Here is a 19612-nt window from a genome sequence, read left to right on the forward strand (position 1 = left end):
GCAAGCCGTTAACTGGTATCACCAAAAGTCAGGGCTTCCGGTAACAAAAATTCCTCTTACTTTTCAGTAAGAGGAATCAGTTTTAGTGAATCACAAAAGGATTATCTCCCCAGTAATCATCCCCTTGGCGGGACTTAAACAATTTTTTGAAATAACAATACAAATGCCTCAAACTTACTTTCATAGGTTCCTCCATTTTTAATTGTTAAACAATCAATGTATCAGTCAATTTAAAATTCCCTCTTACTTTTCAGCAAGAGGGAATTTAGTTATCCATTAATTCATTGTCATTTATTAATAACCGCCCATTCCGCCCATATCAGGAGCACCATGGCTATGAGGCGCTTCGTCTTTAGGTTTATCAGCAATTACACATTCTGTTGTTAACAACATACCTGCAATACTTGCTGCATTTTCCAATGCTACACGGCTAACTTTGGTTGGATCGATAACACCCGCTTTAAACAGGTTTTCGTATATTTCAGTTCTTGCATTAAAACCATAATCACCTTTACCTTCTTTAATTTTTTGTACCACGATAGAACCGTCGATACCTGCATTTGAAGTTAACGTACGGATAGGTTCTTCCAATGCACGGCGAACAATTGCCATACCGGTTTGCTCATCAGCTATCTGACCTTTTACCTTTGGTTCCAGGGCTTCAATAGCACGGATATAAGCAACACCACCACCTGGTACAATGCCTTCTTCAACAGCAGCACGTGTTGCATGTAATGCATCATCTACCCTGTCTTTCTTTTCTTTCATTTCTACTTCGGTAGCAGCACCTACATAAAGTACTGCAACACCACCGGCTAATTTTGCCAGGCGCTCCTGTAATTTTTCTTTATCGTAATCAGAAGTTGTATTTTCTACCTGTGCTTTAATTTGATTTACACGTGCAGTGATATCAGCTTTTTTACCTTTACCTCCAACGATAGTGGTATTGTCTTTATCAATTGTAATTGATGCAGCCTGACCTAAGAAAGTTAAGTCAGCAGCTTCCAGTTTATGGCCCAATTCTTCGCTAATAACTGTACCTGCTGTTAAGATGGCTATATCAGTCAGCATTTCTTTTCTTCTGTCGCCAAAGCCCGGTGCTTTTACCGCAGCTACTTTAATAGTACCACGTAATTTATTTACCACTAATGTTGCCAATGCTTCACCTTCCAGGTCTTCAGCAATAATTACCAAAGGACGGCCGCTTTGTGCAACTTTTTCCAGAATGCTAAGGATATCTTTCATTGCAGATATCTTCTTATCATATATTAAAATGTAAGGGCTTTGTAATTCAGCCTGCATTTTTTCGCTGTTAGTTACAAAGTAGGGAGAGATATATCCCCTGTCAAATTGCATACCTTCAACAATATCAACAGTGGTATCAGTTCCTTTTGCTTCCTCTACAGTAATCACACCCTCTTTACCCACTTTTACAAAAGCTTCAGCAATTAATTTACCGATGGTTTCGTCGTTGTTGGCAGAGATAGTAGCTACCTGCTGAATCTTTTTAGCATCATTGCCAACAGTCTGGCTCTGGCCTTTCAAATTTTCAACTACAATAGAAACAGCTTTATCAATACCACGTTTCAGGTCCATCGGGTTTGCACCTGCAGCAACCATTTTCAAACCTTCACTGATAATAGATTGTGCCAATACAGTTGCAGTAGTAGTACCATCACCTGCAATATCTGCAGTTTTAGAAGCTACTTCTTTCACCATCTGTGCGCCCATATTCTCAATAGGGTCTTCCAGTTCAATTTCTTTTGCAACAGTAACACCATCTTTGGTTACCTGTGGTGCACCAAATTTTTTCTCAATCACCACGTTGCGGCCCTTTGGACCAAGCGTTACTTTAACGGCATTGGCTAAAGTGTCAACGCCTTTCTTCATTTTATTTCTTGCTTCAATATCGAAGTATATCATTTTTGCCATTGTATAATAATTTTTAGATTTTATAAAATTGTACTAGCTTCAAGGGGAAAAGCTACAAGGATAAGTCTTTGCTTGTGGCTTGCAGCTGATTGCTCACCGCTGTTTTAAACTATTGCCAAAATATCACTCTCTCTCATGATCAGGTAATCCTGTCCTTCCACGCTGATCTCTGTACCTGCATATTTGCCATATAAAACAGTATCTCCAGCTTTTACAGTAACTGGTTCATCTTTTTTACCAGGGCCTGCAGCCAATACAACACCACGCTGTGGTTTTTCTTTTGCTGTATCAGGAATAATAATACCACCAGCAGATTTTTCTTCTGCAGCAGCTGGTTTCACAATCACCCTGTCGTGCAATGGGGTAATGCTTAACTTCTTAGTTGCCATAACTCTATTGTTTTTGATTTTGTTAAATAATTCGGTCGGCAAAGGTATGCTAATTCTATGCCATTCAAAATTTAAAGCAATGATGGCAGTTTTTCTATCAAATTGGGAATCAGGGATAAGGAATTGGCACAAATTCGGCAGTTTCAACCTGTGTGGGACACGAATTTTTGGCAGGCCCGCAAAAAGAATTGGCGCCCTGTGGGAAAGCAATTCATAAATCATCCATCATAATTCATAATTCATAGTTACCTTTGCCGCCACATTATTATGATCAGCAGAAGAAATATCAGGGTAAAAGTGATGCAAACACTTTATACTATCGACAGCATGAGCGGCGAAGTAAAGCCCGGCGAACCACTTGTAATCTTAAACAAAAAATTAGATCTCAGCCGCCATCTCTTTACCTACTTAACCTATTTTATTACAGAAGTAGCCCGCTACTCCGAAACTTCGGCCAAACACCGGGCATCCAAAAACCTGCCCAGCCAGGCCGATCTTACTGTAAATACCAAAATAGCAGGTAATGAGGTACTGTGGAAAATACTGGAACAACCCGGCTTTAACGCAGCAGTAAATGAGTTTAAATTAAAACACATTATTGACGGGGAGCTTTTAAAGAAGATATACCTGCAATTAGCAGCATCAGAAGAATATAAAGAATATATCGAAGTACAGGCAAGAGATAAAAAATCTGAAAAGGAAATTTTAGAATACATTTTCAGTACACTCCTTTTACCCAACGAAGATTTTATCAGCCACCTGGAAGAATATTTTATTAACTGGGATGATGATGCCGAAATGATGGAGCAGCTGGTATTAAACTTTTTACAAAAGCCCGCCAGCTACGATTTTGGCCCGATACTGAGTAAAGAAAAATTAGAATTTGCCAAAAGCCTTTTACAAACCACACTCGAAAAAAGTGAAGTTACTTTAGAACTCATCAAACCCAAATTAAAGAACTGGGATGCCGATCGTATTGCAGCATTGGACCTCATCATTTTGCAAATGGGTGTATGTGAATTTTTATTTTTTGAAACCATACCTACCAAGGTTACAATCAATGAATACATCGACCTGGCAAAAGAATACAGCACCGTGCAAAGCGGACAGTTTGTAAACGGCCTTTTAGACAATATCCATAAAGAATTAACGCAGGAAAATAAAATTCATAAGAAGAGCCACAAAAACAGCACCTTGTAAATATCTTTGAATAAACTTTTTATCAATGACAAAAAACATTTTATTCATCCTTGTTTCTGTTTCACTTTTTTCATGTGATATAAAAAGAAAGGATAAAATTTCTGACGACTCTAATCTTGACTCTGTACAAATGGTACAGAAAATGAAGGAAGATTCTGTAGAACTGGCTAAAAAAAGAGTGGAAGATTCTGCAAAAATGGCCGAACAAAAAAAGGCCCAGGACGAAGCTATGAAAAGCACTACTACTGTACAATTGATAGACAGCGTATATAATTTTGGAACAATTACCGATGGCGAAAAAGTAGAATACAGCTATCGTTTTAAAAATACCGGCAGCAACCCTCTAGTGATTTTTGAAGCGCACGCCAGTTGCGGTTGTACCGTACCGGAAAAACCCGAAAAACCTATACTTCCCGGCGAAACCGGTTTTTTAAAAGTGGTATTCAACAGCAGTGGTAAAAAAGACCATGTTGAAAAAGAGATCAATGTATCATCTAACGTAACTCCTGCCTTCCCGGTATTAAAATTAATGGGCGATATTAAACCAAAGCAATAAACTAATTAACCAATAACATAAATAACATGCAACTACTAAGTATTTTTTTAATGATGGATCCACAGGGAAAAGGCAGCAGCACCACCACTTTAGTAATGATGGGTGGCATGATTGCGGTGTTTTATTTTTTTATGATCCGTCCGCAGGCAAAAAAAGCAAAACAACAAAAAGCGTTTATTAACAACCTGCAAAAAGGCGACAAAATTGTTACCATTGCGGGTATACATGGTAAAGTAAATAAAGTAAATGACGATAACACTTTAGAAATGGAAGTGAGCCCCGGCAGTTACATTAAAATTGAACGCAGTGCTATCAGTATGGAATGGACCACCAACATTAATAAACCTGCTGCAGAAGCCAAAAAATAATTTATTTTAGATTTTAGACCTGCCTTCCGGCAGGCATATTTGCGATTTTAGATTTATGGTAGATTACGGTGTATTTCAAATCCGGAATCTGAGATCTGAAATCGCAAATACATTTAAGGGTATATGATAAAAGTTGGCATCACCGGGGGCATTGGCAGCGGTAAAAGTACCGTGGCTAAAGTATTTGAAGTGCTGGGTGTACCTGTGTATTATGCCGATGATGCAGGCAAACGCCTGATGAATGAAGATGAAGGGCTAAAGCAAAAAATTAAGCAGGCATTTGGCGAAGCTGCTTATGTAAACGGACAACTGGATAGAAAATACCTTGCTGGTATTGTTTTTAATAACCCTGCTCAACTGGCTTTACTCAATAGTTTTGTACATCCTGCAACAATTGCCGACGCTGAAAAATGGATGCAGCAACAAACCACTCCTTACGCTATAAAAGAAGCCGCCATTATTTTTGAAAGCGGCGCACAGGAACACCTGGATTATGTAATTGGCGTTTACACCCCCGCCCCCCTGCGCATACAACGTACAATGCAACGAGATGGCATTTCCCGTGATGAAGTAATTGCAAGAATGAATAAGCAAATTGATGAAACCATTAAAATGCGGCTCTGCGATTTTGTTATACAAAATGATGAGCAGGAATTAGTGATTCCACAGGTAATGGCGTTGCATCAAAAATTATCTTCTCTTTAAATACAATTACCCTCAACAGGGTATCTGCCGGCATAACTTTTCCTTTACATTTACAAAAATCAAATTATGATACAAAGATTTGTATTGGGAATATTTGCAGTTATATTTTGTCATGTAAACGCTCCGGCACAACAAACTACCGGTAAACTCATTCCTTACCAGGTGCAGAATTATGCAAACTGGGATGTAAATAAACTCTGGGGTTATAAAGATGAACAATTCAATATTGTAATTCAGCCTGTTAACGAACAAATGAATTTGTTTGAAAACGGGTACGTGGTATTGAAGAAAAATAAACGTTTTGGTTTAATGGATGCAAAGGGTAATGTGATCATAGAACCAATCTACATCTCCTGCAGTAATGTTGAAAATGATTATGTAGCAGTAGCTGATCCTGTTAGCTTTGAAAATTATGTGATCAATATCAAAACAAAAAAAACAATTAAAGGCGGAGGGATAAAAACCACACAGAAAGTTGCTGTATCAGGAATACCGGGCATTTTTTTATACTCCCTTAACAGCAGTACAGGGCTGCTGAATGAAAATATACGCTATGGTCTATCAAAAGAAAATGGAGAATCTATTCTCCCCATCATTTATAAATCGATTTATAAAACAGAGGAAGGAATTTTAAAAATAGTAGATGCAAACGATAAAACCGGCTTTATTAATGCAGGCGGAAAATGGGTACTGGAGCCAAAGTATAATGGTATAGGACGATTTAATGATGGGCTGGCATTTGTAAAAATAAATGCAAAATATGGCTACATTAATATGTCCGGAAAAGAAATTGTAACTCCCCAATTTGACGATGCTAATGATTTTGAAAACGGTTATGCTGTTGTAAAAACAGGCGCTGAAAACTTTTTAATTGATACCAAAGGAAATACTTTATTTAAAGGAAAAGGATTTAAGAAAGCCAATGCTGTTGCCAATAATTTATTCATAATAAAAAACAGCAACGATTCTGTTTATATCATAGACAAAGAGGGGGTGGCATTAAATAAAAAGGCTGCAGATTACATCAGTACTATTGATGGCAGTAATTTTGTAATGGGCATCGGGCCAAGGGCCTTTTACCGAAGCGGAGATACAGTAAAAGGAATTGGTATTAAAGATATCAGAAGCATCAGTAAAATAGGTAACAGCAATTATATCATAAATGCAAAGATCACCGAGGAAAAAGAGAGTCATACTATTACCGACAAATATTTAAAACCAGTTATCAACCAGGATAAGGTTTTTTCCTATTCGCATGATATGAAGCTGAGTCTTATATACCGTTATATCTATCTCAACAATAGTTATACAACAGTATTGATCAGCTACCTTAACGCCGTCGGAAAAGAATATTCCGATATTACCAGGTGACCGCCACTGTAGTGATCGGTGCATTCACCGGCCACAACTAACCACCATCATTCTTTTACTCCCCATTCTTTTGTAACTTACCTGCATGAAAATTTTTTCTGCAGCACAAATAAAAAAATGGGATGCATTTACCGTTGCCAGCGAGCCGGTTGCTGCAATAGATTTAATGGAAAGGGCAGCATCAAAATGCTGTGAATGGCTTACAACACAAGACTATTGTCAAAAAAAGCTGCATATTTTCTGCGGCAAGGGTAATAATGGCGGTGATGGTTTAGCCATTGCCCGGATGCTAATTAAAAAATCATATACCGTTACGGTGTACATTCTTGAATTCGGGAATATCGGCACTGCAGATTTTCAAACTAATTTAACCCGGTTACATGAATGCAGCGCCGGTATTCATTTTATACAGTCAGCAGAATTCTTTCCGGTAATAAACAATAATGATATCATTATCGACGCCCTGTTTGGCACAGGTTTAAACAAACCACTGGAAGGCATAAGCGCTGCATTGGTCAATCATATTAATCAATACCAGGCAGAAATTATTGCTATCGACCTGCCGAGCGGTTTATCTGCAGATAGCTCATCAAAAAACAACACCGTTATAAAAGCCACACATACCCTCTCCTTTCAAAATTATAAACTGGCATTTTTATTACCGGAGAACGAAATTTATTGCGGTACCATTCACCTGCTCAATATAGGCCTGCACAAAAAATTTGAAATGGAAGAAGCTGCTGCTTTTGAAATATCCGATAAGCCACTCATCAGATCTATGTACAAGCCGCGCCATAATTTTTCTCACAAAGGTAATTTTGGCCATGCCGCATTACTATGCGGTAGCCTGGGGATGATGGGTGCAGCAGTATTAAGTGCCAAAGCATGTTTAAGAAGCGGCGCCGGTAAATTAACCTGCTTCACTCCAAAATGTGGTGATGAAATATTGCAAACCACAATTCCCGAAGCAATGTGCCGCATTGCCGGTGAAGACCATATTACAGCGACAAATAAAATGGAAACCTATAATGCGGTAGGCGTTGGCCCGGGTATTGGAATGTTTGAAAGCCATGGCCTGCTTTTAAAAGAAATTTTTACTACCGTAAGCAAACCAATGCTCATTGATGCCGATGCATTAAATACTATTGCGGCTGATAAAACTTTGCTGGATATAATTCCCCCCAATTCAATCTTAACACCACACCCTAAAGAATTTGAAAAACTCTTTGGCACTACCAACAATAATTTTGAACGTTTGCATCTGGCTTTGCAAAAATCGAAGCAGTACAATATCTGCATAATATTAAAAGGGCATTTTTCATTTATCAGCACACCAGAAGGAAAAGGCTTTTTCAACAGTACTGGCAATGCCGGTATGGCAACTGCCGGCAGCGGTGATGTGCTCAGCGGCATTATCACCGGTTTACTGGCGCAGGGCTACACCTCTTCGCAGGCCTGCCTGTTAGGTACATACTTACACGGCCTGGCCGGCGACTTTGCGGCAGCTGCATTATCGCAGGAAGCCATGATTGCCGGGGATATTACGGCACACCTTGGAGAGGCCTTTAAAGCCTTGCTTTAAAACACAATAAACAGGTATTTTTCAGGGCCTGATTTATTGACAAAATTTGCCTTAAAGCTTTATCAGGCCTCACTCCGGCAATAAACCCAACCAATATGCCTGTTTTTGAACCAATTCCCCTATTTTTGCCGTCCAAATTTCAGAACAACTACTATGGATAATTTGATCTACGCCGTTCCGGCAATGGGTGTTTTAGGATTGCTTTACACCTTATGGAAATTCAACTGGGTTAGTAAACAAGATGCAGGTAACGACCGCATGAAAGAAATCAGCACTTATATTGCTGAAGGTGCCATGGCTTTTTTAAAAGCTGAATGGAAAGTTTTGGGCTATTTCGTTGTAATTGTGGGCATATTACTGGCTGTTATGGCTGGTGCTAATCCGCACAGTCACTGGAGTATTGCCATTGCCTTCGTGCTTGGTGCTGTTTTAAGTGCTACCGCAGGTTATATCGGTATGAAAGCCGCTACCAAGGCTAATGTACGCACGGCGCAGGCTGCACGTACCAGTCTTGCAAAAGCATTGAACGTATCATTTACAGGCGGTGCCGTAATGGGCGTTGGTGTTGCAGGCCTGGCTGTACTGGGATTAGGTGGTTTATACATTGTATTAAAACACTTTTTTGCTCCTGCAGCAACTATCGATTCTGAAGAAATGGTAAGGACTATAGAGGTACTCACCGGCTTTTCTTTAGGTGCAGAGTCTATTGCATTATTTGCCCGTGTGGGTGGTGGTATCTATACAAAAGCTGCCGATGTGGGTGCCGATTTAGTTGGTAAAGTAGAAGCTGGTATTCCTGAAGATGATCCACGCAACCCTGCAACAATTGCAGATAATGTGGGTGATAACGTGGGTGACGTTGCCGGTATGGGTGCCGATCTTTTCGGTTCTTACGTGGCAACAGTTTTAGCAACCATCGTATTAGGTCAGCAAACTACAATCGTAGGCGGTACCGATATCCTGGGCGGCTTCTCCCCTATCATTTTACCAATGGTTATTGCCGGTGTAGGTATTATATTTTCAATCATCGGTACTTTGTTTGTTCGCATCAGCGAAACAGCCGGCATTAATACTGCTACTGTACAAAAAGCATTGAACATGGGTAACTGGGGTTCAATGATACTGACGGCTATTGCTGCAGCATTTTTAGTGAACTGGTTATTACCCGAACATATGATTTTACGTGGCGTACCTTTCACCAAATGGGGTGTAATGGGTGCCATTGCTGTAGGATTGGCCGTGGGTGCTTTAATGAGTATCATCACTGAATACTACACTGCTATGGGCAAACGTCCGGTATTATCTATCATCCGTCAATCATCTACCGGCCATGCTACCAACGTAATTGGCGGGTTAGCGGTAGGTATGGAATCTACCTTCTTGCCAATACTGGTTTTAGCCGGTGGTATCTGGGGCAGTTACGAATGTGCCGGATTATACGGTGTGGCTATTGCTGCTGCCGGTATGATGGCTACTACTGCTATGCAATTGGCTATTGATGCATTCGGACCAATTGCTGATAACGCCGGTGGTATTGCCGAAATGAGTGAATTACCAGGCGATGTGCGTGAAAAAACTGACGTGCTGGATGCTGTAGGTAACACTACAGCCGCCAGTGGTAAAGGTTTTGCCATTGCTTCTGCCGCTTTAACTGCACTGGCTTTATTTGCAGCCTTTGTTGGTGTGGCTGGCATCAGTGGTATTGATATTTACAAAGCAAATGTATTGGCCTGCTTATTTGTAGGGGCCATGATTCCTTTTATATTCTCTTCACTGGCTATCCGTGCGGTAGGCGAAGCGGCAATGGCAATGGTGGAAGAAGTACGCAGGCAGTTCCGTACCATTCCTGGTATCATGGAAGGTACAGGCAAACCTGAATACGACAAATGTGTGGCTATTTCTACCCAGGCTTCTCTTAAAAAAATGATGTTGCCGGGTGCTATTGCTATCGTCTCCCCGTTAATCATTGGCTTTATGCCGGGCCTTGGTGCCGAAGCATTGGGCGGCTTTTTGGCTGGTGCAACGGTTAGCGGTGTACTAATGGGTATGTTCCAGAACAATGCCGGTGGTGCATGGGATAATGCAAAAAAATCTTTTGAAAAAGGGGTGGAAATAAACGGCGAAATGTTCTATAAAAAATCTGATCCGCACAAAGCTTCTGTAACCGGTGATACTGTAGGTGATCCGTTTAAAGATACTTCAGGTCCGTCAATGAACATCCTGATCAAATTAATGAGTATAGTTTCTTTAGTAATTGCACCTACCCTTGCAACCATTCACGGCAAAGCTTCATCTAAAGAAAGCGGGAAGGAAGTGATCAGGGAAATGCTGGTTACAAAAAATGACAGTACCAACACAATGAGCGTAACCGTTAGTTCAGATAAAGAGGTGATGAATACCGCAACTGGTAAATTAGTTGATGCCTTGGCTACCGATAATTTGTTGAAGAAAGACAACTATACACTATCTGTAAAAAAAGGAAAGATTGCTATTGATGGTACAGAACTTAAAGAAGATGCAGCGGCTAAATACCAGCCATTGATTGAAGCTTTAGGTGGTGCAGATATCGAACTAAAAAACAGCCAGCAATAAAACTTTACGAAGTTTTCAAAAATATCTAATCAGAACCATTATAACCAAGAAGTCCGGATGTTTCCACATCGGGGCTTTTTTATTTGTAGCCACGGATTACACAGATTTTCACCGATTTTTTGTGTCGAGTAAAATATTAATCTTTACGTCTTTTTATTTCCTGTAGTTTCTTGTATTTAATCCGTGCAAATCTGTGCAATCCGTGGCAAAACCATTCTGGCGCCAGCCAGGATCAAAAATCCTCCCATCCCCGGTATCCACATCCTATTGTTAATTGTTAACAAAAATTACATGAACGGATTTGGCAATTACGACTAAAGTCGTATTTTGCATTACGAAAACAATCGTATTATGACATTAATTAAAAACCTGAAACCTACCGAGAGTGAACTGGAAATACTGCAGGTTTTGTGGAATGAGAAAGCTGCAACGGTGCGTACAGTGCATGAAGAATTGAGTAAGACCAAAGACAGTGGCTACACCACCACCCTTAAACTAATGCAGATTATGTTTGAAAAGGGCCTTGTTACCCGTGATGACAGCAGTAAAACACATATTTACCAGCCTGCCGTTAGCAGGGAAAAAACGCAATCGCAGTTTTTAAATAAGATGATCGATACTTTATTTGCAGGCTCATCAGCCAACCTGGTACTACAGGCTTTAGGCGGCCATGATGCCAGCAATGAAGAACTGGAAAAGATCCAGGCACTTATTGATCAGCTGAAGAAAGACAATAAATAAAACCATCAACCAAAAACTAATTAACTCAAAACATGTCGCATCTCTCCTACAGTTTCTGCATGAGTATGTTGCACAGCCTGTGGCAGGCCGGGTTATTATTATTGGCTTATTTATTATCCGAAAAAATTTTTCAGCACAAAACTTCTCCGCTTCAAAAACGTAACTGGTTATTTGTATTACTGGTGGCCCAGCTGAGTTTTTTTGTGATCACTTTTTTCATTTACTTTTTAAACATAGAGAACACTGTTACTGAAAACCTTTTGGGCAATACGGTAACAGGAATTTTATCTGCTGACAGTGTTACGCTTTTCACCCCCTGGTTATTTACTTTCTATCTTGTGGCCATCAGCTACAAAATGATAAAAGCATTGTATCAATGGATACACTTTAAAAAACTGCATCTTGCCGGCTTACAAAAGCCTGCTATCGATCTTAAATTATTTACCATAGCAAAGGCCAATCATTTTGGCATCAAAAGAAAAGTGCAGCTATGGCTGAGCAGTACCATAAATGCGCCGGTTACTTTTGGATTTTTTAAACCCATTATAGTTTTACCCGTTGCATTGGTTAACCAGTTGAGCATGCGGCAGGCCGAAACGCTGATTCTGCACGAGTTGACACATATCAAAGCAAATGACTTCCTGCTAAACTGGGCTTTAATTATTCTTGAAAATATCTTCTTCTTCAATCCATTTATTATAACGCTGTGTAAAAAAATACGTTTGGAAAGGGAAAAGTATTGCGACAGCAACGTGATTGCTTTTGCCTACTCTCCCATTCTTTATGCAGAAACATTATTGCAGGTACAACAGGCACAGCAATTTATACCGCAATACCAGCTGGCTGCTGTAACCGGTAAAAAACAATTGCTGCAACGCATCCGTTTTTTTACCAACAATAACAATTTTACTGCCCGTAAAAACAACAGCTTTATTTTTCCTTTGCTGAGTTTTTTATTGCTTACCGTTTTTGTTACTACATTCTTTTTTCAATATCATCTTACAGCAGTATCAAAACCAGCGCTGGTAAATATTACAGCTCCATTGTATAATAATGTAAATGACGAGGCAACACCCGCTTTTGTTTCCAACATTATTGAAAACCTGAACGATGAAAACCTGCAAAAAATTCAAGCGGTGGTAGAAAAACAAAAACCAATGATTGAAAAGCAGCTTAAAAAACTGCAGCCACTCATTAAATCCGTTCAGGAAAAAGCCGAAGCATTTGCACAACAATTTGACGATCTGAATGTAACACCAGTTGCATTCACAGATAGTATACCTACAAAACAAATTATAGTTAAGGAAGAACAATCAGGTTCTAAAAATTCAGTTGTAAAAGTGTATACCGTTTCATTCATTAACGGCCAATGGGTAATTGTTCCCGAATGGATGCTTGCTGCTAAAGAAATACCTTCCGACTCATTACTGCTTCCTGTAATGGCAGACTCAGCAGTTATTAAGGAATAATAAGTAATACTTTAATTTACTTCCTGTTCTCCAATAACATTTAATGCGAAGCCCGAAAGCTGACCCTGCTACAACACAACCTCAGCAAAAACCGAAAAGCAGCATATTATGCGTTTCCATTGATCGTTGAGCATTGAACATTTGTATCTTCCCTCTATAACATTCCTATATTTCAATCCACCCTGATTATTTCACTATTGTAACATACCCTGTAACCGGCGCTCTTCCATTGCCGGGTTCAATAATATAATAATAAGTATCAAATGGCAATGGCTTACCATTCAGTTTACCATCCCAGGGTATTTTATATCCCTTCGATTCAAATACCAGTTGCCCTGTTCTTGTAAATACCTGTACTTTATTATCAGGATAGGTATCCAGGTACTGTATCATCCAGGTTTCATTGATACCATCACCATTAGGTGTAAATGTATTAGGAACCTTTGGTGCTTTTAACACCTTTACAAACATATCATCAGATCTTTTACAGCCGCCCCTTGCGGTAACCGTTAGCCTGTAGGTAATATCATCCTGCATATTACTGGCCACAGGAGACTCCATTGTTGTGCTGTTTAAATAGGTAGCCGGGCTCCATAAGTATTGCAGGTCATTACCGGTAACAACAGGCTGAATAGTAATGGCTCCGCCCTGCAACACCCACCTGTCGGGCCCTGCATCAACTACCGGGTACGGGTGTACTGTAAACTGCTGCGTAAGTGTATCACTGTTGCACCCCCTGCTGTTTACAATAAATAAGGATACGTTATAGGTTTTTGCTGAACTGTACAAATGAGGTTCCAAAGCCAGGTTACCTAAGCTGCCATCGCCAAAATTCCAGTTCCATTTTACTACCGAACCGTCCAGCCCGTTGGTGACATCCCTGAAAACCACAATATCCCCAATACACACTTCCGGCTTGCTGAAATCGAAAGCGGCTTTTGGCTGCGGATGAATAAAATTAATTGGATGTGTAACCGTATTAACACAATTATTGCCACTGGTTACTTTTAATTGCACGGTGTAAGGCCCTGTTCCGGTATAAATATGCGGCGGCGGTGTTTTAGCAACAGATGTGGTCAGGTCTCCAAGATCCCAGGCATACATAAATTGAATTTCAGATCCATCAGCAATAGTAGATGTGTTTTTAAAGGAGACAGCCGCATCAGGTAAACAAACACTCGTTTCATTGAAAGTAAAATCAGCTTTCGGTATCGGGCTGATATACACCTGCTGCGCCGTTGCGGCACTCTTACATCCATATGCAGAGGTATTGTACATTGTAACCGTATAAGTGTTCCAGCCGGGGAAAGCATGTGTGAAGGTGCTGCCCGGTGCATGTGTTTCCAAAGGAGAACCATCTCCAAAATTCCAGGTGCTGTTGGCCAATACTACTCCTGCTGGTGCAGTTGAAATTTCTTTAAAGGTTGCGGGAGTACCTTCGCACACAGGGCCAACAAAAATAAATTTAGCGCTAGCTGTATCCGGCACTTTAATATTTTGCCTTATGCTATCCACACAACCTGCCGCTGAAGAAGTAAAAGTATATTTAATAGAATGTGTACCAATACCTGCAATAACCGGATTGAACAATCCGGTCGGGCTGACTCCCGGTCCCGAATACACGCCATTGCCCGGTACGCCACCAATCTCACTGCCCTGTGTTATCTGGTATGGCGCAGCATCATAACAAATATCAGGCATTGCCGTAAACTGTACTTTAGGTGCGGCATTAACAGTTATTGTGGCTAATTTATCATTTACGCAAACACCACCGGAATAAGCCCTGTAGCGTATCTGGTAGGTTTTGGTAACCTGCGAATTGGGCAGGTATAAATGTTTATATACTTTTCCTGTAAAAGGTACATTATCTGTTTGCGGCGGACCTGCGGGAAAATTCAGGTTATCCCAGTAAATTTCCACCTTGGTAATACTACCGGGGAATACGGTTGATGCTTCCACAATAGCTACCGAATCATTGGCACATAATGCAGCGGCGTTGGTAACTGTAAAATTAGCCTGCGGGAAACTACCATTCACAATCAGCGTTTGATTCAAAGTGTCTTTACAACCTGTGGTGCTGGTAGCAATCAACTGAATATTGTACGGCCCTACTGCAGTATAACTATGCGTGGGGTTTTGTAAATTTGAGGTATTAGGATTGGGAACGGTAGCATTGGGATCGCCAAAATTCCATTGCCATGCACTGATGGTGGCAGGCAATGCCACTTTGCTGGTATCTAAAAATTGTGCATAGGTATCACTCAAACAAACTTCGGGTGTAATAAAGCCTGCTAGCGGCCTTGCATTTATAACCACCTGTTTAATAATATTATTTACGCAACCTTTGCTGCTGGTAACAGTAAGCTTTACACTATAAGTACCTGCCACAGCAAAAGTATGCACGGGGTTTTGCTGGTTACTCACCGGTGATGCATCGCCAAAATCCCACTGCCAGGTACTTAAACTGCCTGCATTGGCAACGGAAGCATCTGTAAAACTGATCACCCTGGTTTCGCAGCCGGGTGCGTTGTAAGTATAATTTGCCGTAGGCAAAGGATTAATGGTTACTGTTAACACTGCCGTATCGCTGTAACAGCTCACATTGGTCTTTACCCAATGCCTGATGGTTTTTACTCCGGCAGTTGCATACACATGCGTCGGGTTTTGCGTATTATCTACTGGGGAGCCGTCACCAAAATCCCAGTACCATTGCGTTATCGTGTTACCGCTGCCGGTACTATTATCTGTAAAAGCAGTGATATCATTTAAGCAATTCTCAGGGTTTACAGTAAAACCTGCAATGGCCTGGTTGTAAATATTGGATAACACTTTTGTTACACTATCCACACAGCCCGCCGCACTGGTGGTAATTAATTTTATATTGTACGGTCCCACATTGTTATAATAATGCGCCGGGTTAGGTAAAACAGAAGTATTATTTGGTCCGCTTGGCGGGTCACCAAAATTCCACAGGTAACCAAAGCCACCTGTTGCATCTGCAATGGTACTGGTACTTATAAAATGCGCCGAATCCCAGGGCAGGCACACTCCTGCTGGTAAGCTAAAGTTGGAAACAGGATTAGGATGCACTTTAAATGTTTTTACAAATGGAAGACTTTTGCACCCCGTATTGGTTTCTACAATTAAACTATCGGTAATAGCCGGGTTCCATGGCGTATAAATGTGTGTGGTATCGCTGTTATTAGTTCTTACAACACTAAACCCATCTCCAAAATCCCAATACCATTTTACAATATTACCCGGGGCAACCAATACTGAAGTATCACTGAAAGTAATGGGTTTGCCTTCGCATACGGGGCCCGACATGCCGAATTTTGCAGTGGGTACATTGGTAATGGCTATCGTTCTTGAAACGGTATCACTTAAACAACCCACATTACTTACTACTGCATATCTTATTGTATAAGTACCTGCGGCAGCATATAAATGTTTAGGACTTTTCAACGTACTGAAATTACCATCCCCAAAATCCCACCACCATTTATACGAGTAGGTACCTGCAGGATAAGATGTGGTGTCAGTTACAGTAATACTATCATTTACACAGCCATTATTAAGTGCTTTAAATCCTAAAACCGGGGGGTCATACACATACAGATCCCTGTCGATAATTACAGAATTACCGCAGCCCTCACTGGTAACTGTACCCGCAGTAATTGTTATAGGATAAACCCCCGCAGGGCTAAAAGTATGCGTATGATTTAATTTGTACCGCCAAACCTGGGTACTTCCAATTAAATAAGTAGAATCGGAAGTGAGCGGTGCGTTAATAGTGTCATTATGCGTTCCGAAAAAACCATGATAGTCCCATATCAGTGATGTCAGTGAATCCGGATGCTTAGGTAAGGTAACAGAAAAATAAAATGGTGTACCGGTACATGCGGTAACATTAGTGCTGATACTTAAAGGGTTGATTGGGGTAATAAAGGTCAGCAGATCTTTAATATTTGTTCCTCCATTATATCCATAAGATTCGGCAGGCCCATATCCGTATGCCGTAATATTAAATCCTGAATCTGATGATACAATATGTTGTCCGCTGGATACACTTTGCTGCAGGTAAACGTAACCGGGCTTTTGAGGGTGTACCACAAAAGGGCTGGATGGTATTGCGCCATCTATTCTGAAAGAACTAATTGCTGTACCGGAGTTTGGCAGCACAACGTTCAGGTAATGAAAACCGATATTAAAATTTTGAGTGGAATATAAAATAACCCTGCTGATATTCTGTTCAACAGAACTCAGGTAAATCATTTCAGGATCGCCGTCTCCTGATCCTCCGCATTCATTTTGTGAGGAAATATATTGTGCTACCGTAATGGGCTTATCTCCTTCAATTAAATTGGGTGTCCTGTTTTTGATCTGGTAATAAAAATTTCCGATAAGCCCGCTCTGAACAACACCATTTACCTTTACAATTGTAGTTGGATCAGACACACAAATTCTGTAATAATTACTATCATATTGTAAGGTTGGTACTGTAAGAAATTGTTTACCCCAGGCAGCTTTGGGAAACGCCTGCGCCATATAATTATCAGAAGTGGCGCCATTACCGGTATTAGGGCACTTGATACTCAATTTTCCTGCCCCGGAAAAAACAGCTATTTTTTTACAATTACCCGTGCCACTTGCAATACTTTTAACTTTAGAACCGGTAAGGTCTACACCGTTATTTCCCGATACAGTTCCCATTACATTGTACACCTGCCCTTGTGTAAGATTAACGGTATGTGTGGTATTGGCTGCCCAACCACCTGTTGTTGCAGCGGTAGGAGTAATTTCAACAGACGTGGTACCGGTATCGCAGGCAATTACATAAAAGAAACAATTCGCATTGTTAGCATTTGATCGTTGCTCAAAATTTATAGAATAATATTCTTTACCCAATGTATTGGTCGGGAACAAAACGGTTGCTCCGGATACACTTTGGTCGTAAATATGAGCATAGGCAACAACTGGCTTTGTTGCTACAATATGTATTCCTTTATTGCTCAACCCTTCAGCAAACAACCTGCAATCCTGTGCGCCTGATTTTGGAATAGTTGCTGTTTGATAAATTGTATTTGCAGGAATATTATAAGTAGCCGTATAGCCATTGCCGGGACAAGATACAGTAACTGTTGTAGCCGAGTCTGTTGCTATATATAATACCATCTGGTAATTACCCCCGGTATTAATTCCGTTCAGGCCCATAGATACATGAAAACCATAACCCACCCAAAAATCCTTCCCTTTATTCGTAAAATCCTGGCCATAACCAATAATGGAAATAATTGAAACAATCAGCAGCAGTAAAAATTTTCTCATGTGTTTGGTATAACAAGCGGTGCAAAAACAAATAAACTAATCCGTTAACCGGATGCTTTTTTTGAGGGGAACGTTGGTTAAAAGAAAAATTAATTTTCCTGGTTTAGCATAGCAAGTTGCTGGCATAAATATACATAAAAAAAAGAAAAGCCCCAATGACGGGGCCCTTAAATTAAGCTGTGCAAGAAAAAATATTTTTGAATATTACATGAAACTGTAATAAAGAATAACCCATTAAAAATAATTAAAACCTTAATAACACCTCGGGCATTTCTGGCTGTACTTATTGCCAATAATAAAGCCCAGCATGATCTCATGCGTATTATTGGTATAGCTTCTTAACCTTGATGAAGTAGCTACTTCATAAGAATAACTCACATTAAAAGTATTGGATACATTAATGCCGGCTAATGCAGAATAGCCTGATATCAGGTCAGAAAAACGATAGCCACCGCCTACCCACACCAGGTCCTGGTACTGAAATTTTACATTAGCATGCAAACCCGCCAGTTGCGGTTGCCAGTATTGAAACATTACCGATGGCATCATCATCACATCATCTGTTAATGAAAAACGATAACCCGCTGTCGCAAAATAATTAGGCGTATAAGAAACACCATACTTATCATTGGTAACAAACTTTGCTTTGCCCGGTATAATATTCAATACCGATATGCCCACAAAGTATTGTGCCGAATACAACCACAACCCTGCTCCTATTTCAGGTTTTATTTTCTTTAATTCACCGGTACTGATACCGATAGCAGGATCATTTGGGTCAAGATTGGCCCATTCAATTTTAGAACGGTCCAGGTTAACACTATTTACGCCAATATTAAAACCGGCCGATAAGGTAGTTCTTACACTTAAAGGTTTGTGATAGGCGTAAGTACCGGTTATAGACCAGCGGTTAATATAACCGGCTTTATCATTCATTGCCACAACACCAATACCATGATGAGGATCTGGTGGTGTATACTCTTCCCATAATCTTTTACCCCTTGGGTTTTCACCCGGCACCTGGAAGGATGTGGCACTGGTACGCAGGTCTTCTTTGCCAATAGGCGCATGAAAACTGAAGTATGTGGTAACAGGTGCTCCGTTGATGCCCGTCCATTGGTTGCGGCTGCTTAATTTTATATCCGCATAATTCTCAATACCGGCTACAGCAGGATTAAGGATATAATTATTTAAAATGTACTGCGTATAAAAGGGTTTTGCCTGTGCAGATGCTATCACACTACATATACAACCTGCTGCAATTAATATAATTTTTTTCATGGTTCAGCTTTTCGCTTCTTATCGGTTATAGCAATCGGTTTTCAACATTTTTATTTCAATAAGACAAAGAGTATAAAGCCATAGCTGCAAAGTACTAT

The 19612-nt window shown here is 40.3% G+C and carries 13 protein-coding genes; 9 read left to right on the forward strand and 4 right to left on the reverse strand.

The window, feature by feature from the left end; translation table 11 throughout:
• Positions 1 to 294 precede the first annotated feature (294 nt).
• Together groL and ACYVM0_RS06450 are read right to left on the reverse strand one after the other, a co-directional pair.
• Entirely contained in the window at positions 295 to 1932 is a 1638-nt protein-coding gene (gene groL, locus ACYVM0_RS06445) for a chaperonin GroEL (protein ID WP_460554241.1), read from the reverse strand.
• A 104-nt stretch (positions 1933 to 2036) separates the two neighbouring features.
• Positions 2037 to 2321, reverse strand: coding sequence for a co-chaperone GroES (locus ACYVM0_RS06450; RefSeq protein WP_430989893.1), 285 nt, complete (start codon positions 2319 to 2321; stop codon positions 2037 to 2039).
• A gap of 267 nt (positions 2322 to 2588) precedes the next feature.
• Between ACYVM0_RS06450 and nusB the strand changes: the two genes are divergently transcribed.
• The 9 genes from nusB (at position 2589) to ACYVM0_RS06495 (ending at position 12905) form a co-directional block, all read left to right on the forward strand.
• Entirely contained in the window at positions 2589 to 3521 is a 933-nt protein-coding gene (gene nusB, locus ACYVM0_RS06455) for a transcription antitermination protein NusB (RefSeq protein ID WP_460554245.1), read from the forward strand.
• Between the two features lie 25 nt (positions 3522 to 3546).
• Positions 3547 to 4077, forward strand: a complete 531-nt coding sequence (locus ACYVM0_RS06460) for a DUF1573 domain-containing protein (protein ID WP_460554248.1) — start codon at positions 3547 to 3549, stop codon at positions 4075 to 4077.
• Positions 4078 to 4103: 26 nt separating this feature from the next.
• On the forward strand, positions 4104 to 4445 hold the full coding sequence (yajC, locus tag ACYVM0_RS06465) for a preprotein translocase subunit YajC (protein ID WP_460554251.1): 342 nt from the start codon (positions 4104 to 4106) through the stop codon (positions 4443 to 4445).
• Between the two features lie 123 nt (positions 4446 to 4568).
• Positions 4569 to 5150: a dephospho-CoA kinase gene (coaE, locus tag ACYVM0_RS06470; protein ID WP_460554254.1), complete on the forward strand. Its 582-nt coding sequence runs from the start codon at positions 4569 to 4571 to the stop codon at positions 5148 to 5150.
• A 66-nt stretch (positions 5151 to 5216) separates the two neighbouring features.
• Positions 5217 to 6521, forward strand: a complete 1305-nt coding sequence (locus ACYVM0_RS06475; RefSeq protein WP_460554257.1) for a WG repeat-containing protein — start codon at positions 5217 to 5219, stop codon at positions 6519 to 6521.
• Between the two features lie 85 nt (positions 6522 to 6606).
• Entirely contained in the window at positions 6607 to 8103 is a 1497-nt protein-coding gene (locus ACYVM0_RS06480) for a bifunctional ADP-dependent NAD(P)H-hydrate dehydratase/NAD(P)H-hydrate epimerase (protein ID WP_460554260.1), read from the forward strand.
• A 153-nt stretch (positions 8104 to 8256) separates the two neighbouring features.
• Positions 8257 to 10695, forward strand: coding sequence for a proton/sodium-translocating pyrophosphatase (locus ACYVM0_RS06485; RefSeq protein WP_460554263.1), 2439 nt, complete (start codon positions 8257 to 8259; stop codon positions 10693 to 10695).
• Positions 10696 to 11046: 351 nt separating this feature from the next.
• Positions 11047 to 11436 (forward strand): BlaI/MecI/CopY family transcriptional regulator, encoded by a 390-nt coding sequence (locus ACYVM0_RS06490; protein WP_460554266.1) that lies wholly within the window; start codon positions 11047 to 11049, stop codon positions 11434 to 11436.
• A gap of 32 nt (positions 11437 to 11468) precedes the next feature.
• A complete protein-coding gene (locus ACYVM0_RS06495; protein WP_460554269.1) occupies positions 11469 to 12905 on the forward strand; it encodes a M56 family metallopeptidase in 1437 nt (478 codons plus the stop codon).
• A gap of 186 nt (positions 12906 to 13091) precedes the next feature.
• Here ACYVM0_RS06495 and ACYVM0_RS06500 read toward each other — a convergent pair whose 3' ends face one another.
• Together ACYVM0_RS06500 and ACYVM0_RS06505 are read right to left on the reverse strand one after the other, a co-directional pair.
• The gene (locus tag ACYVM0_RS06500) at positions 13092 to 18233 is read right to left on the reverse strand and encodes a gliding motility-associated C-terminal domain-containing protein (RefSeq protein ID WP_460554272.1); all 5142 of its coding nucleotides are present in this window, start codon (positions 18231 to 18233) and stop codon (positions 13092 to 13094) included.
• Positions 18234 to 18485: 252 nt separating this feature from the next.
• Positions 18486 to 19514: a PorP/SprF family type IX secretion system membrane protein gene (locus ACYVM0_RS06505; protein ID WP_460554275.1), complete on the reverse strand. Its 1029-nt coding sequence runs from the start codon at positions 19512 to 19514 to the stop codon at positions 18486 to 18488.
• Positions 19515 to 19612 lie beyond the last annotated feature (98 nt).

It is taken from the genome of Ferruginibacter profundus (genome assembly GCF_054783275.1).